Source organism: Roseburia sp. AF02-12, from assembly GCF_003461765.1.
In the GTDB taxonomy this organism is placed as follows: domain Bacteria; phylum Bacillota; class Clostridia; order Lachnospirales; family Lachnospiraceae; genus Roseburia_C; species Roseburia_C amylophila.
In genome coordinates, this window is record NZ_QTXS01000001.1 from 1,498,881 (window position 1) to 1,513,357 (window position 14,477).

General features: G+C 41.4%; 13 protein-coding genes. 3 read left to right on the forward strand and 10 right to left on the reverse strand.

Annotated features, from left to right (window positions below):
- Window positions 1-516 precede the first annotated feature (516 nt).
- The 5 genes from DV740_RS07305 to DV740_RS15075 all read right to left on the reverse strand — a co-directional run bounded on the left by DV740_RS07305 (window position 517) and on the right by DV740_RS15075 (window position 4,948).
- Window positions 517-1,542, reverse strand: coding sequence for a branched-chain amino acid aminotransferase (locus DV740_RS07305; RefSeq protein ID WP_117841706.1), 1,026 nt, complete (start codon window positions 1,540-1,542; stop codon window positions 517-519).
- Window positions 1,543-1,662: 120 nt separating this feature from the next.
- Window positions 1,663-2,850, reverse strand: coding sequence for an ABC transporter permease (locus tag DV740_RS07310; protein ID WP_117699084.1), 1,188 nt, complete (start codon window positions 2,848-2,850; stop codon window positions 1,663-1,665).
- The gene (locus DV740_RS07315) at window positions 2,847-3,623 is read right to left on the reverse strand and encodes an ABC transporter ATP-binding protein (RefSeq protein WP_117699085.1); all 777 of its coding nucleotides are present in this window, start codon (window positions 3,621-3,623) and stop codon (window positions 2,847-2,849) included. The genes DV740_RS07310 and DV740_RS07315 overlap by 4 nt, the downstream gene beginning before the upstream one ends.
- A gap of 183 nt (window positions 3,624-3,806) precedes the next feature.
- Window positions 3,807-4,355 (reverse strand): DUF4190 domain-containing protein, encoded by a 549-nt coding sequence (locus DV740_RS15070; RefSeq protein ID WP_118087777.1) that lies wholly within the window; start codon window positions 4,353-4,355, stop codon window positions 3,807-3,809.
- A 20-nt stretch (window positions 4,356-4,375) separates the two neighbouring features.
- Window positions 4,376-4,948 (reverse strand): DUF4190 domain-containing protein, encoded by a 573-nt coding sequence (locus DV740_RS15075; RefSeq protein ID WP_242986260.1) that lies wholly within the window; start codon window positions 4,946-4,948, stop codon window positions 4,376-4,378.
- Window positions 4,949-5,211: 263 nt separating this feature from the next.
- On the opposite strand from DV740_RS15075, the gene DV740_RS07330 reads away from it, so the two are divergent.
- Window positions 5,212-6,660: a nicotinate phosphoribosyltransferase gene (locus tag DV740_RS07330; RefSeq protein WP_117698549.1), complete on the forward strand. Its 1,449-nt coding sequence runs from the start codon at window positions 5,212-5,214 to the stop codon at window positions 6,658-6,660.
- Between the two features lie 174 nt (window positions 6,661-6,834).
- Here the strand turns inward: DV740_RS07330 and DV740_RS07335 are convergent, their stop codons facing one another.
- The 5 genes from DV740_RS07335 to DV740_RS07355 form a co-directional block, all read right to left on the reverse strand.
- Window positions 6,835-7,851 (reverse strand): glycosyltransferase family 2 protein, encoded by a 1,017-nt coding sequence (locus DV740_RS07335; protein ID WP_117698548.1) that lies wholly within the window; start codon window positions 7,849-7,851, stop codon window positions 6,835-6,837.
- A gap of 30 nt (window positions 7,852-7,881) precedes the next feature.
- Window positions 7,882-9,027 carry a UDP-galactopyranose mutase gene (glf, locus tag DV740_RS07340; protein WP_118087778.1) on the reverse strand — a complete coding sequence of 382 codons (1,146 nt, stop codon included), beginning with the start codon at window positions 9,025-9,027 and terminating at the stop codon, window positions 7,882-7,884.
- Window positions 9,028-9,373: 346 nt separating this feature from the next.
- Complete coding sequence (gene mutY, locus DV740_RS07345; protein WP_118087779.1) at window positions 9,374-10,462, reverse strand: A/G-specific adenine glycosylase; 1,089 nt, start codon at window positions 10,460-10,462, stop codon at window positions 9,374-9,376.
- 58 nt (window positions 10,463-10,520) lie between these two features.
- Window positions 10,521-10,715: a hypothetical protein gene (locus DV740_RS07350; RefSeq protein ID WP_117698545.1), complete on the reverse strand. Its 195-nt coding sequence runs from the start codon at window positions 10,713-10,715 to the stop codon at window positions 10,521-10,523.
- A 114-nt stretch (window positions 10,716-10,829) separates the two neighbouring features.
- Window positions 10,830-11,999 (reverse strand): pyridoxal phosphate-dependent aminotransferase, encoded by a 1,170-nt coding sequence (locus DV740_RS07355; protein WP_118087975.1) that lies wholly within the window; start codon window positions 11,997-11,999, stop codon window positions 10,830-10,832.
- A 691-nt stretch (window positions 12,000-12,690) separates the two neighbouring features.
- On the opposite strand from DV740_RS07355, the gene DV740_RS07360 reads away from it, so the two are divergent.
- Window positions 12,691-13,485, forward strand: a complete 795-nt coding sequence (locus tag DV740_RS07360) for an enoyl-CoA hydratase-related protein (RefSeq protein ID WP_022243431.1) — start codon at window positions 12,691-12,693, stop codon at window positions 13,483-13,485.
- Between the two features lie 81 nt (window positions 13,486-13,566).
- Window positions 13,567-14,385 (forward strand): pyrroline-5-carboxylate reductase, encoded by an 819-nt coding sequence (gene proC, locus DV740_RS07365; RefSeq protein WP_022243432.1) that lies wholly within the window; start codon window positions 13,567-13,569, stop codon window positions 14,383-14,385.
- The last annotated feature ends 92 nt before the right edge of the window (window positions 14,386-14,477 follow it).

Below are 14,477 nucleotides of genomic sequence, written 5' to 3' on the forward strand. Positions count from 1 at the left end.
CGTTTTTTACTTTACTGGAAAGCAATTTCCTGTAAAGTAAAAAGGCGCCGTCCTGTAATAAGGACGCGCGCCTGTCGTTTCTAACCACCTTGTTACAACATACTTGAAGCTTTCTGCTTCGCATATACGTTCCCATAACGGGGGAAATCCGTCAGTTTCTACTAACGCAGCTTTGCCTGTTCGAACTGCAACTTGGAAGTGATTTTCATTTTCCATTTACTCATGCCGGTTTCCACCTGCCCCGGCTCTCTTTGACTTTCCATGGAAAACTACTCTCTTCGTCATCGTCTTTTCATATTCTTAATAAGTATAGAACCTGTATTTTTAAATGTCAATTCCTATTTTCAAATTTTCTATATCTACAGATGCTACCACCGGGAGTTCTTACAGATTTCTGGCAGCTTCTTACAAATACTGAACAACACAAAACGAGGCGGCATCCTTCCGGATACCGCCTCTCGTTTATGTAGGAAACCCGCAATGAGTGTTTCTTATATTTCATTTACAATATGTCTCTTACAGGATTCTCTTAATCCATCCTTCCGGAGCTTCAATACGTCCCATCTGGATTCCGGTCAGAGTATCATAAAGTTTCTTTGTTACAGGTCCCATTTCTTCCATTCCACTTGGAATTAAGATTTCTTTGCCGTGGTCAACAATCTTTCCGATTGGAGAAATAACTGCTGCTGTTCCGCAAAGTCCTGCCTCTGCGAAGTCTTTTACTTCATCGAAGTATACTTCTCTGTGTTCTACTTTCATTCCAAGATAATGTTCTGCAACATATACCAGTGAACGACGTGTAATGGATGGCAGAATAGAATCTGACTTCGGTGTAACAAGTTTATTATCCTTGGTAACGAAGATGAAGTTTGCTCCACCTGTCTCTTCTACCTTAGTTCTTGTCTTAGGGTCTAAGTACATATTCTCATCAAATCCGTCTGCATGTGCAGTTACGATTGCATGAAGACTCATTGCGTAATTCAGACCAGCTTTGATATTACCGGTTCCGCAAGGTGCTGCACGGTCATAGTCACTGACACGGATGGTAATTGGCTTTGCGCCACCCTTGAAATATGGTCCTACCGGTGTACAGAACATACGGAACTGATATTCATCCGCTGGTTTTACACCGATTACAGGATTTGTTCCCATCATGTATGGTCTGATGTAAAGTGTTGCACCGGAACCATATGGTGGAACATATGCTGCATTTGCTTCTACTACCTTCTGTACTGCATCTACAAAACGCTCTTCCGGGAATACCGGCATTTCCAGTCTGCGTGCTGAATCTGCAAGACGGCTTGCATTTAAGTCAGGTCGGAAAGTAACGATATGTCCATCCTCTGTTGTATATGCTTTCAATCCTTCAAATACGGTCTGTGCATACTGGAATACACCCGCGCATTCATTCAATACAATATCTGCATCATCGGTTAAAGCTCCCTCATCCCATGCTCCGTTTTTGAAATTTGATACATATCTCTTATCGGTCTTTACATAACCGAATCCAAGATTAGACCAGTCTAAGTCCTTCTTTTCCATAATAACATCCTCCATTCATTTGTCGCAAATAGATGTTATAACCTGATGTTATAGCTTTCTATTGTTCTATGTTTTTTCATTATTTTAGTCCTATAAAAGCTATTTGTCTAGTATTTTTTTCTAGGAATACATAATTTTCTCACTGCCAAACATTTTCGCCAGTACCGTTGATAAAATACCGGTATAAATAAGGTTGCTGACAAGACATGCCACAATATTGATTCCGCTGTAGGAGAAATCAAAAATTCCGGTCATGCCCTGCACACTGTTATAGAAAGGAATCAGATACCAGTAAAATTCCTTCGGTGCTCCGCTTCCAAGCATGGATGTAATGGAAATTACCATTACCACAACCATCAGCGGCATAATCATAGAACCGGCTTCCTTTACTGTCTTTGCAAATGCTGAAATTACAGCTAATGCTCCAACCAGTACCAGTACTGTGGTAAGAATCACCAGCAATAAAAGGATATAATCGGTGACGCTGTATACGCTGGCATCCATTGCATTGGATTCTGTTCCCATTAATTTTGGAAGGGATAACATGGTACCCACAAAACTGGAAATTCCACTTAAAAGTCCGATAATACCAAGGCTGATGATTTTACCCATGGCAAGCTGTCCACGTTTCATCGGTGTTACCAATAAGGTAGCAATAGTTCCTCTCTCCTTTTCCCCTGCTATGGATTCCGGTGCAATTGCCATACATCCTGAGAAGAGGAATATCATAAGCAGCATTGGAAGCATCATGGAGAAAATCTGTCCGGTGCTGTCTTCCTTGCTGGCAAGGTCATATTCTTCGTCACCGCTGTTGACATCGAACTTATTTGCCATAGAAGCTTCATATCCATCTAATACAGAAGCCATAATCTGATAACATGCCGTGGATTCGGTATCTGCGGAATTATAATATAAGGCTACCTGCGGAGCTGGTGTGGTAGCAGTCATGCTGTCATATGCCAGTACATCTGCTTCAAAATTTTCCGGAAATACCATCAGCATTTCCGCATCTTTATCGGTTACCGCCTGCTTCATATCCTCTTCGCTGACACCATCCCGGTCTAAATATTCCACATTGATGTCACTGCCTTTTATCATGGCTGAAACCGAGGATGGCATATTTTCTGCATAAATACGGTAAGTATAATCCTCTTCTGCTTCAAATCTGGAGGTCAGTCCGCTGCCCATGAAGCTGTACATGATATAAATCAGTAAGCCTGGCATTAAAATAGTCGTAAATACCATTCTCTTATCCCCGAAGAAGCGGGCAAGTTCTTTCTTTATAATTGTCATAAGATTGTTTCTCATTCTGCTTCACCTACCGTTTCTTCATAGATTTCAAAGAATCTGTCTTCTAATGATTTGCCATTTTTCACTGCCTCTAATGTATCGCAGATAATCATTTCTCCCTTGATGATAATTCCGACTCTGTCACAGATTTTCTCAATCAGGCTGAAAATGTGGGTAGAAACGATGATGCTCTTTCCTTCTTTCTTAAGCTCTAACAGGAAATCCGTTACTACTTTGGCTGTCAGAACATCAAGGCCGTTGGTCGGTTCATCAAAGATAATGATTTCCGGGTCATGGACTAAGGAAATAACCAAAGAAACCTTCTGTTTCATACCGGTAGACATATCCTTTACTTTCACTTCTGCAAACTGTGTGATGCCGAAGCGGTCAAAAAGTCTCTTCTTTCTTTCATCCCGGACAGCCGGCTCTACTCCATATAAATCCGAAAAGAAATTATATAAATAATTTGGTGTAAAAAAGCCCTCTAATTTCAGTTCACTGGTCAGAAAGCCAATCTTGCCACGTACTTCTTCCGGTGCATTAACAATACTGCTGCCATCTAAAACAGCATCTCCGGAATCCGGTTTAATCAGTGTTGCCAGCATACGAAGTGTGGTTGTCTTTCCGGCTCCGTTTGGTCCAAGCAGTCCAAACACCTCTCCCCGATAAGAAGTAAATGATAAATCATGCACTGCAATTCGCTTCTTCTCATTGGTTTTCTCAATCTTTTGTTGTTTCTGGGATAATGTAAAGGTCTTATTGAGACCCTTTACCTTCATAATCTCCTCCATAACTTCTCCTTTCAGTTATCGTCTTGATTGTACTATTGTATTATTACACTTGTGTGTCTGTGCGTCAAGCACTATTTTTTTCAACGGTTAGTGCTTTCCTTTTACTTTCCGGTATTTCCAGGTAAATGAAGTAAAAAGCACTGAACAGATTTGATTCTCCATTCAATGCTTCTTATGTTCTTCTTAAAAATTCTCAAAATTATGCTGCAGATAATCCTCTAAATCCTGATAGTCATCCGGTGCATTCATTTCACCATCAAACTGATATTCATAACGTCTTAGGAATTCATCCGGCCCACTGGTTCTGCCTGCTGCATGAATAATCAAAAGCCAGTACGTTACAAATGCAAGTATACCAACTACAGCTGTTACAATACCTGCAACTGCCATTCCAGGGTTCTGTTTTTGTTTCACCAGATGTATAATTCCAAAAACAATTGCCAGAATTGCAGTTATAATATTGATTCCGGTGCAAAATAATACCAGTGAAATCAGCCCCAACACCATGGATGCAACTGCGAAACCTTTTCCCGGCTCCTCTTTCCGGTTATCTGCCGGACGCTGATTGCAATTTGGCGGGTACGGATTCCCATACTGCGGATTCTGGTTCTGATTCGGCGGGTATGGATTCCCATACTGCGGATTCTGATTTTGATTCAACGGATATGGATTCCCATACTGCGGATTCTGATTTTGATTCAACGGATATGGATTCCTGTTATCTGGATACATTCTGCTTCACCAATTCCTTTTTAATAATAGTAGCTATATCCCAAAGAACTTAATGATACTGCACCAACGATGTACAGGATAAGTACCAGCACCAGAAGTGCAATGGTAATAATACTGCAGACAATACCTGCTGTTGCCATTGGTGAATGCTCGTTTTTCTTATTATAAAGAATACCAAGGATTAATCCTACAATTGCACAAGGAAGTCCTACAATCCAGAAACAGATTGCCGGGATGGATACAATTCCCAGTACCATGGATGCAATTGCCATTCCTTTTCCGGATGAAGCCGGCTGGTTGTAACCATACTGTGTCTGGTCGAAGCTTCCATATGCCTGCTGCTGTGGCTGCTGATAAGTTCCATATCCCTGCTGGGACTGGTCATAACCATAGTTCTGCTGTGCATACTGCTGATTCTGGTTATAAGCCTGCTGGTCATAATTCTGCTGTGGCTGTTCATATGCCTGCTGTGGCTGGCTATATGTCTGCTGTGGCTGACTATATGTCTGCTGTGGCTGGCTATATGTCTGCTGTGGCTGGCTATATGTCTGCTCATTCGTTCCATTTTCAGTGTTGAAATTTTCTTCACTCATTATAATACATCCTCCATTAGTATAAAATATTTTCTCCCATTTATTGTAACAAATGCCTACCCCCATTACAAGAAAAATAAATGAAATTATAAAATTTTTATAAATTTTTTCTCATATATTTTATCATAAACTTTGCAAATCCGAAAAAAATGGTTATAATGAAGCATATTTATACTCATTACTTGCTTTTTTGTAAGTAAAAGTCTATAATTCATCTGACAAGACACCTGTATTTACAGATGTAAAAGAAAGGAATATCACATATGAGTACATTAAATTTGACATTGTTGACTGATCTTTATGAGATGACAATGATGCAGGGATACTTTAAAACCGGCAACCGTGATGTGGCTGTTTTTGACGCTTTTTACCGCACCAATCCATGTGATGGCGGTTATGCAGTCTGCGCGGGATTAGACCAGATGATTGACTATATCAAGAATCTTCATTTTGACGAAGAGGATATTTCCTATTTAAGAAGTTTATCCATCTTTGATGAAGACTTTTTAACTTATTTAAGTAACTTTAAATTCTCCGGTGATATCTATGCAATTCCGGAAGGAACTCTGATTTTTCCAAGAGAGCCTCTTGTAAAAGTGGTTGCTCCGATTATGGAAGCCCAGTTAATCGAAACTGCAGTCTTAAATATCATCAACCACCAGAGCCTGATTGCCACCAAGGCTGCCCGCGTATGCTACGCTGCCCAGGGTGATGGCGTCATGGAATTTGGGTTAAGACGCGCCCAGGGTCCTGATTCCGGAACCTACGGCGCCAGAGCTGCTGTTATCGGCGGCTGTAAAGGTACTTCCAACGTCCTTGCCGGTCAGATGTTTGACGTCCCGGTACTCGGAACCCACGCCCATAGCTGGATTATGAGTTTCCCGGATGAATATACCGCCTTCAAGAAATATGCAGAGCTTTATCCATCTGCCTGCATTCTTCTTGTCGATACCTATGATACTTTAAAATCCGGTATGCCAAATGCCATCAAGGTATTTAAAGAAATGAGAGATGCCGGCATTCCGCTTACCTACTACGGCATCCGTATGGACAGTGGCGACCTTGCTTATCTTTCCAAGAAAGTCCGCAAAATGTTAGATGATGCCGGATTCCCGGACGCAGTTATCTCCGCTTCCAATGATCTGGATGAGTATCTGATTGAAAGCCTAAAGATTCAGGGGGCTACCATTACTTCCTGGGGTGTTGGAACCAACTTAATTACTTCCAAAGACAATCCTGCTTTCGGCGGTGTATACAAGCTGGCTGCTATCCAGAATGAAGCCGGTGAATTCATTCCAAAGATTAAGCTTTCCGAAAATGTGGAAAAAGTTACAAATCCTGGCAATAAAACTGTTTATCGTATTTATGATAAAGAAACCGGTAAGATTAAGGCTGACCTTATCTGTCTGGTGGGCGAAGTCTTTGATGAATCCAAGGACATGAAGCTCTTTGACCCGAACGCCCCATGGAAGAAAACAACTCTTCCTGGCGGAAGCTATACGCTGCGTGAACTTCTTGTTCCGGTTTTCCAGAAGGGCGAATGTGTTTACGAATCTCCAAGTGTTATGGATATTCAGCGTTACTGCACCAGAGAAAAAGATACCATCTGGGATGAGACAAAACGTTTCGTAAATCCACAGGAAATCTACGTTGATTTATCCGACAAATTATATGAAATGAAAACTGCTCTCTTAAATAAAGAGCATATGTAACTACAAGAAACACTCTTTGCGAGCATGCAATTTTTCTCGTTACTCGCGTAAAAAAGAAACCGCCTTTACCGTTTTTTCCGGCATAAGGTGGTTTCTTTATATAAGCAATAATGCCCTCTGTTGTTTTTCTTTTCTACAAACCTACGCTCGTTTATTCACATTTTTTCTTTCAGCTTAGTTAAATCCGACAATCTTCTGGGTCAGCTTATATGCTGCAACGGAAATCTTTCTTCCACCCTTACCCGGAAGATTCATGGACTGTCCTAAAATCCCCCTTCTTAAATGATGGAAGAGACGAAGATCATAACCTTTGATATAAGACCACAGTTCCCGTTTCTTCATGAGATTTTCTTCTGTCTCGGAACGCAGGCAAAGTACTGTTGATACTACAGTAATAATTTCAAGGTAATTAAACATATATTTTCTTAATTTTGGGTTTGCAATTTTCCACAAATTCACTTCTTCTATCATCAGTTTATTTACCTTAATCTGCTGATCAATTCTTCCAATCATAACCTTTTCATTGACAGACTGGTCTTCCCTTCCGATAAAATAACGATAGAAATCCACATTCATATAATACATGGTCTTTACATATGGCAACGGATTGTATACAAAAAGATTATCCACATAGAAGGTGTGTCTTGGCAGCTCAAGTCCGCAATCCTTTAATAACTGGGTACGGTAAATAACAGAATGCATCAGAATATAATGCCCCTTGCTGATATGCCTTACATCAGACCAGGTAAAGACTTCATTTTCCGGGAACATTCTGGTATATTTCATTACTTTTTTATGCTCTGCGCCCTGCTTCTCATATACGAAATTGCTGATAAACATATCAAGAGTAGTACTTCCGCCCACAAGTTCCCGTAATTTAGCAAGAATCTTGTGATAGCTCTCTTCATCTACCCAGTCATCACTGTCTACCACTTTAAAATACAGTCCGGTTGCATTGGCAATACCGGTATTTACAGCTGCACCGTGTCCACCATTTTCCTGATGGATTGCCTTAATAATAGTAGGATATTTCTTCTGATAACGGTCAGCAATCTCTGCTGTTGCATCCTTTGAGCCGTCATCTACGATTAAAATCTCCACATCTTCTCCACCTGTCAGCAGTGTTTCAATACAATGTTCCATATAATCCTGTGAATTGTAACATGGAATGGTTACTGATAATAATTTCATTCTTTTTCTCCAATCGTTTTTCGAAACATTTTATTTTAAAAGTTCTTTGGTAAGTTCTAATGCTTTCTCTGTCATGGCATCAATATTATAATATTTGTATTCTGCCAGTCTTCCCAAAAGATGCATATTCGGATATTTTCCGGTCAGTGCTTTATATTTTTCATATAATGACTGATTTTCTTCATTTAAAATGGCATAATAAGGAATCTCTCCTTCTGCTCCATTGTATGCAAATGGATATTCCTTTACAATCGTGGTTCCATCTGCCTGCTGCCCGGTCAGATACTTAAACTCCGTAATTCTGGTATAATCCTCGCTTACCGTATAATTTACAACACTGTGTCCCTGATAATCCGGTTTGTCATAATATTCAAAATCAAAGCGGAGGGAACGATATGGCAGCCTTCCATAACAGCATGCAAACAACTCATCCAGTGCTCCGGTATAAATGACATTTCCTTCGAATTTCTTTCCATCAAAATAAATGCCGTCCTCTGTAAATTTCAGTACCTCTCCGGCATCTACACCAGTCCTCACCTCAATATCCGGATGGTCTAACATCTTTTCGAACATTGCGGTATAACCTTCCTTTGGCATACCCTGATATTTATCCTGGAAATATCTGTTATCATAAGAAATCAGCACCGGCACACGTCCTGTTACCTCCGGGCTTATCTCCTCTGGTTTCTGCCCCCACTGCTTCATCGTATAATAAAGGAAAACATTTTCGTATACATAATCCGCAATCTTCCGGATATCTGCATCTTCATTTTCCCGTAATTTCATAATTGGAACCCGGCTTCCCTCTCCGTATGCGGCAATCAGCTTCTGCTCTAACCGGTCTGCCTGCTCTTTCCCATAAACCATATGTAAAGTATTCAGGTTAAATGGTACCGGAATCAGTGTCCCATGCACATTCGCTACTACCTCATGACCAAAGAAATACCAGTCTGTAAATCTTGACAGATACTGATATACTTCTTCCTTATTTGTATGAAAAATATGTGGACCATATTCATGTATTACAATTCCATGGTCATCCGGTCTGTCATAACAGTTTCCTGCAATATGATTTCTCCGTTCCAATAAAAGAACCTTCTGCTTTCCTTCTTCTGCCAGCTTTCTTGCTGCCACACTGCCGGCGATTCCGGCTCCGATTACAATGCTGTCGTACATTTCTGTTCTCCTTCCCCCTTGGTAATCCTCATTCAATTATACACATTTGTCATTTGTTTTCCAATTCATTTTTTCTTAGGATTTCTTTAAGGCACTTCGTTTACAATTTATTCATATTTTATTTACAGCCTTCTAACAATCCGGGCATATTGTTTTCACATTCTGCTTTTATACTATAACTAAGCTGAGAAAGAAAAAAGCGATAATTTTATTTTTTCATAGACCTTGCAGCTTATGCAAGGTTCCTCCCAAAAAATAGTGTTTTTAACACTTACCATAAAAAATCTTTTTCATATGAAAGGCCGGTGATAATCACCGGCTCCCTCTTTTTTCTATGGCTTTTCTGCTATTCTTCCTTATATCTGTCATTTCCAAGACGAATGTTCATATATCCCGTGTATCTGGAAAATGCTGCCGGAATCGGATACTGTTCTTCCGTTTCTTTCACATCCACAAAGAGCATATTCTGATACTCCTGCTCTGTCTCATCAATCTGCACTGCATATCCTGTCATATGCCATTCAATATGGGAAAAAATATGCCTGCTGTCTTCTAATTTTTTCAAACGAATCGGTGACAACCCCATTTTCTTAAGATAGGTAATAACTTCCTCTTCCTTAAGATGCCCTTCCACATTTGGAAATTCATAGAGTCCAGCTAAAAGTCCCTTGTTGGCCCGTTTATGCAAAAGGACCTTATCCTCTGCCTTTATAACAAGAACTGTTCTGTCCTCTATCCTTCTTGCCTTCGCCTTGCTCTTTACCGGAAGTTCTCTCCAGCGTCCACTCTTTTGTGCCCGGCAGACTTCTTTCCAAGGACATGCTTCGCATAAAGGTGCCCCATTCGGCAGACATACCGTTGCACCAAGCTCCATCAGTGCCTGGTTAAAAGCTCCCGCCCTGTTTTCCGGCATAATTTCCAATAAGTCCTTCTCCATTGCCGTCCGCACAGATGCTTTCATGATATCCGCATCATCCTCTGTTACCCGGGATATGACACGGAGCACATTTCCATCCACCGCCGGTACCGGAATGCCAAATGCGATAGATGCGATGGCTCCTGCCGTATAATGACCAATTCCTTTCAACTTTGTCAGTGCCTCATAATCTGCCGGAAGCTCTCCATGATAATTCTCCATGACCGTCTGTGCTGCAATCTGCATATTTCTCACCCGGTTGTAGTATCCAAGTCCTTCCCAGAGTTTCAAAAGCTTCTCCTCCGGGCAGTCTGAAAGTGCTGCTACATCCGGCAGCTCCTTTAAAAACCGGACAAAATATGGTTTTACCGCTTCCACTCTGGTCTGCTGCAGCATAATTTCAGACACCCACACCCGGTATGGGGTCGGCTCATTGCGCCAGGGCAACACTCTGGCATGGTCTTTAAACCAATTTAATAATGGTTCTATCAGGGTTGTCAGGTCAAATGGTTCTCTCATGATTCCTCTTTCTAATTCTAATTCTATTTCTGTTTCGTGGGTGCAGGGTTGTACGTTGCTATCGATAGTTTGAACCGAGCATATCCCGGCAGTCCGTTAAGTTCTGATGCCACATAAAGCCGATAAGTGGCACTAAGAATTTCGAAGGGATACAGCCTTCGCTGGCAACCGGTGCAAATTCACATCCATGTTCATATGCACCTCGCTGGCACATCCCTGTGCCAGCGTTGCCGGATGCCGGACGAAATTCCAAGTGCCACTAACCGCCTTTATCAGGCATCCTTACTTAACGGACTGTCCGGGTATCTTATCAACAATACCATCTACTCACGTAAATCAAATGCATCACATAATAATTTTCCAATTATTAGAACTGTGCTACGAATTCAGCAATTTTCTCCAGACAGGCACGAATGACATCCTGCGAATATGCATAGGAGCACCGTACAAAGCCTTCTCCGCATGTACCGAAGGCATTTCCCGGGATAACGGCTACCTTCTGTTCCTGCAACAGGCGGTTACAGAATTCTTCACTGGTAAGTCCTGTTTTTCGAATGTCCGGAAATACATAGAATGCACCTTCCGGTTCTGCTACGGATAATCCCATCTTACGGAATCCCTCTACCATCAGTGTTCTTCTGGCATCATACTCTTCCCGCATGACTGCAATCTCTTCATCTCTCACCGGACTGGTCAATGCTTCCAATGCCGCATACTGACTGGTGGTTCCTGCTGACATAGTTGTAAACTGATGTATTTTATTCATATGGAAAATAACATCCTTTGGTCCTGCTGCAATTCCCATACGCCATCCGGTCATGGCAAATGCTTTGGAAAATCCGTTTAATACAACGCAGCGCTCATACATGCCCGGAAGGGATGCGATGGAAACATGTTTCTTTCCATAGGTTAATTCTGCATAGATTTCATCGGTAATCACGAACAAATCATGTTCCTTTACCACTTCTGCGATTGCCTCTAAATCTTCCTTTTCCATAATGGCTCCGGTCGGATTGTTCGGATAGGAAATCAGTAAGACTTTGGATTTCTCCGTTATCTTTTCCTCTAACTGTTCTCTGGTCAAACGGAATTTATTCTCCGCTCTTAATTTTAATGATACCGGAACACCGCCACATAATTCAATACATGGAATATAGGAAACGTAGGAAGGTTCTGCCACTAAGACTTCCTCTCCCGGATTCACCAGTGTCCGAAGAGCTAAATCAATTCCTTCGCTGGCTCCCATGGTAATCAGTATTTCGTCCTGTTTATCATAATGCAAATCAAATTTTGTCAGATAATCCGCTGCCGCTGCACGCAGCTCTACCGTTCCGCGGTTATCGGTGTATTTGGTATCCCCCTTTTTTATAGAAGCAATCGCTGCCTCTCTTACATGCTCCGGTGTCGGGAAATCCGGTTCGCCTACACCCAGTGAAAGTGCGCCTTCCATGGTATTTGCCACATCAAAGAAATCCTTGATTCCGGAATCCGGCATATCCTGTACGGTTTTTGATAAGTATGATTTTGTATCTTTCATTTTCATTGACCTCTCTTTGTACAAGTCCTGTCATGTAATTACGCAATTATTTTTTAGAAGCAGTGGTTTTCGAATTTTAAGCAGCTTTTCTATAGCCTTTTTAGAAATCAGAATGCTACAATTCTAAAAAAGAGCTTTTTTCTCTTGGGATAATGCCTGTTTTTCCAATGTTTGACAGTATGCCTTCTGCGGTTCGCCTGATTACGGATATCATTTAGGTGCCTTGCTAGCAGCTCTTGGCATTTCTTTTGTCAACTGGCAATCCTGGCACATGGATGTGTCAGGAAGGCGCATTGGAGCACGGATGTGACTATGCGCCGGTTGCCGGAAAAACAGCTTTATAAGCAGAAATGCCTAGAGCTGCTTAAAGGTGCCTTAGATATCCGTAACAGACGGACCACAAAAGGCATCCGGTCAAAGCAGGCGGCAAAACAGACAACAATAAGAAAAAAGCACTTTTAAGAATTGTATACATTCTGCTTTCAACAAAAAATCTTATAGAAAAGCTGCTTAAAATTCCAAAAATCCGCTTTCTCACAAAAACCATTGCGTAATCACATGACAAGTCTTTTCCTATTGTAGCACAATCCCTGTAAAATACCAGTTTTTATTGACAAATCCCCCCAAAAGTTATACCATTATAAGTATTGAAACATTGTTAATAATTTATCAATCAGGAGGGTCCTATTTCATGAACAACTTAACTTTAACAGTTGAAAACGAAATTGCAGTTCTTACTATTACCAGACCTGCAGCATTAAACGCATTGAATTCCGAAACATTGGATGAACTGAACACTGTTCTTACCGAAATTGAAGGAAGAGACGATATCAAAGTCGTTATCTTAACCGGTGGTGCTGATAAGAAAGGTAACGAATTCAAATCTTTCGTTGCTGGTGCTGACATCGCTGAGATGGTTAACTTCTCTGCTGCTGAAGCAAGAGCATTCGGTATGAAAGCTTCTGTTCCATTCTTTAAATTAATGAATATGAGACAGGTAACTATTGCTGCTGTTAATGGATTCGCTTTAGGTGGCGGATGCGAAATTTCTATGGCATGTGATATCCGTATTGCTTCTGACAACGCAGTATTCGGACAGCCTGAGTGTGGTCTTGGAATCATCCCAGGATTCGGTGGTACACAGAGACTTGCCCGTCTTGTTGGCATGGGACGTGCAAAAGAAATGATCTTCACCTGCGATAACATCGATGCAAACGAAGCATACCGCATCGGACTTGTAAACAAAGTTGTTGCAAAAGAAGAATTAATGCCAACCGCAAAAGCTATGGCAGAGAAAATTATCTCTAAAGGAAGCTATGCAGTATCTATCGCAAAAGCTGCTATCAACAACGGATATGATATGGATATCAAGAATGCTGTTGAAATGGAAGCTAACCTGTTTGGCGTAACCTGCTCTACCCATGATAAAAAAGAAGGCATGAGTGCTTTCTTAGAGAGAAGAGCTGCTGACTTAACAGATTTCTAATTGAACTTATACTTAGACAATATCAAAGGGGATATTCCAGTATCATCTGGGATATCCCCTTTCATAAAAGGAGAATGCATCATGTTAGATAAAAAAATTGGTTTTATCGGAAGCGGTAATATGGGTCGTGCCATGATTGGCGGAATTATCTCTTCCGGTCTGGTTCCTGCCAGCCACCTGATTGCCAGTGCGAAAACCCAGGTCACACTGGATACACTTTCTGAGCAGTATGGTATCCGCACCACCTTAGACAATGAGACTGTTGCTGTAGAATCCGATATCATTTTTCTTGCTGTAAAACCATATCTTTATGAAACAGTCATCAAAGAAATCAAAGACAGTGTTACCGATGACAAAATCATAGTTGCCATTGCTGCCGGACAGACCATTTCACGGATTGAATCTTTATTCAGCAAAGATATTAAACTGGTTCGTACCATGCCAAATACACCGGCTATGGTTCAGGAAGCCATGTCTGCCATTACCCCAAATGAGCATATCACAGAAGAAGAAACCAAAATGGTTGTCTCTCTCTTTGAAAGCTTTGGTAAAGCAGAAATTGTACCGGAAAGTCTTATGGATGCCGTAGTCGGAGTCAGTGGTTCCTCACCGGCTTATGTCTATATGTTTATTGAAGCAATGGCTGACGCAGCCGTTAATGACGGAATGCCGCGTGCCCAGGCTTATAAATTTGCTGCCCAGTCCGTTCTTGGTGCAGCTAAAATGGTATTAGAGACCGGTAAACATCCGGGTGAATTAAAGGATGCAGTCTGCTCCCCGGCCGGAACTACCATTGCTGCTGTGGCTAAATTAGAGGAAGGCTCTTTCCGCAGCACCGTAATTGCTGCCCAGAATGCCTGCTCTGAAAAATCCCGTGCCATGAGCAAACTCTCCGATTGATATTAAAGGCATATAAGAAACCCCGGAAGGACTAATTTACTGATATGTACCCAGAATCCTGGACACATATTTACGAACTAGACTGAACACAT

What these genes read in the sequence shown, in the direction of transcription:
- DV740_RS15070 (WP_118087777.1), bottom strand. Translation starts at nt 4,355, where the DNA reads ATGTATCCAGATAACAGGAATCCATATCCGTTGAATCAAAATCAGAAT.
- DV740_RS07310 (WP_117699084.1), bottom strand. Translation starts at nt 2,850, where the DNA reads ATGAGAAACAATCTTATGACAATTATAAAGAAAGAACTTGCCCGCTTC.
- proC (WP_022243432.1), top strand. Translation starts at nt 13,567, where the DNA reads ATGTTAGATAAAAAAATTGGTTTTATCGGAAGCGGTAATATGGGTCGT.
- DV740_RS07330 (WP_117698549.1), top strand. Translation starts at nt 5,212, where the DNA reads ATGAGTACATTAAATTTGACATTGTTGACTGATCTTTATGAGATGACA.
- DV740_RS15075 (WP_242986260.1), bottom strand. Translation starts at nt 4,948, where the DNA reads ATGAGTGAAGAAAATTTCAACACTGAAAATGGAACGAATGAGCAGACA.
- DV740_RS07315 (WP_117699085.1), bottom strand. Translation starts at nt 3,623, where the DNA reads ATGGAGGAGATTATGAAGGTAAAGGGTCTCAATAAGACCTTTACATTA.
- DV740_RS07335 (WP_117698548.1), bottom strand. Translation starts at nt 7,851, where the DNA reads ATGAAATTATTATCAGTAACCATTCCATGTTACAATTCACAGGATTAT.
- mutY (WP_118087779.1), bottom strand. Translation starts at nt 10,462, where the DNA reads ATGAGAGAACCATTTGACCTGACAACCCTGATAGAACCATTATTAAAT.
- DV740_RS07360 (WP_022243431.1), top strand. Translation starts at nt 12,691, where the DNA reads ATGAACAACTTAACTTTAACAGTTGAAAACGAAATTGCAGTTCTTACT.
- DV740_RS07355 (WP_118087975.1), bottom strand. Translation starts at nt 11,999, where the DNA reads ATGAAAGATACAAAATCATACTTATCAAAAACCGTACAGGATATGCCG.
- glf (WP_118087778.1), bottom strand. Translation starts at nt 9,027, where the DNA reads ATGTACGACAGCATTGTAATCGGAGCCGGAATCGCCGGCAGTGTGGCA.
- DV740_RS07305 (WP_117841706.1), bottom strand. Translation starts at nt 1,542, where the DNA reads ATGGAAAAGAAGGACTTAGACTGGTCTAATCTTGGATTCGGTTATGTA.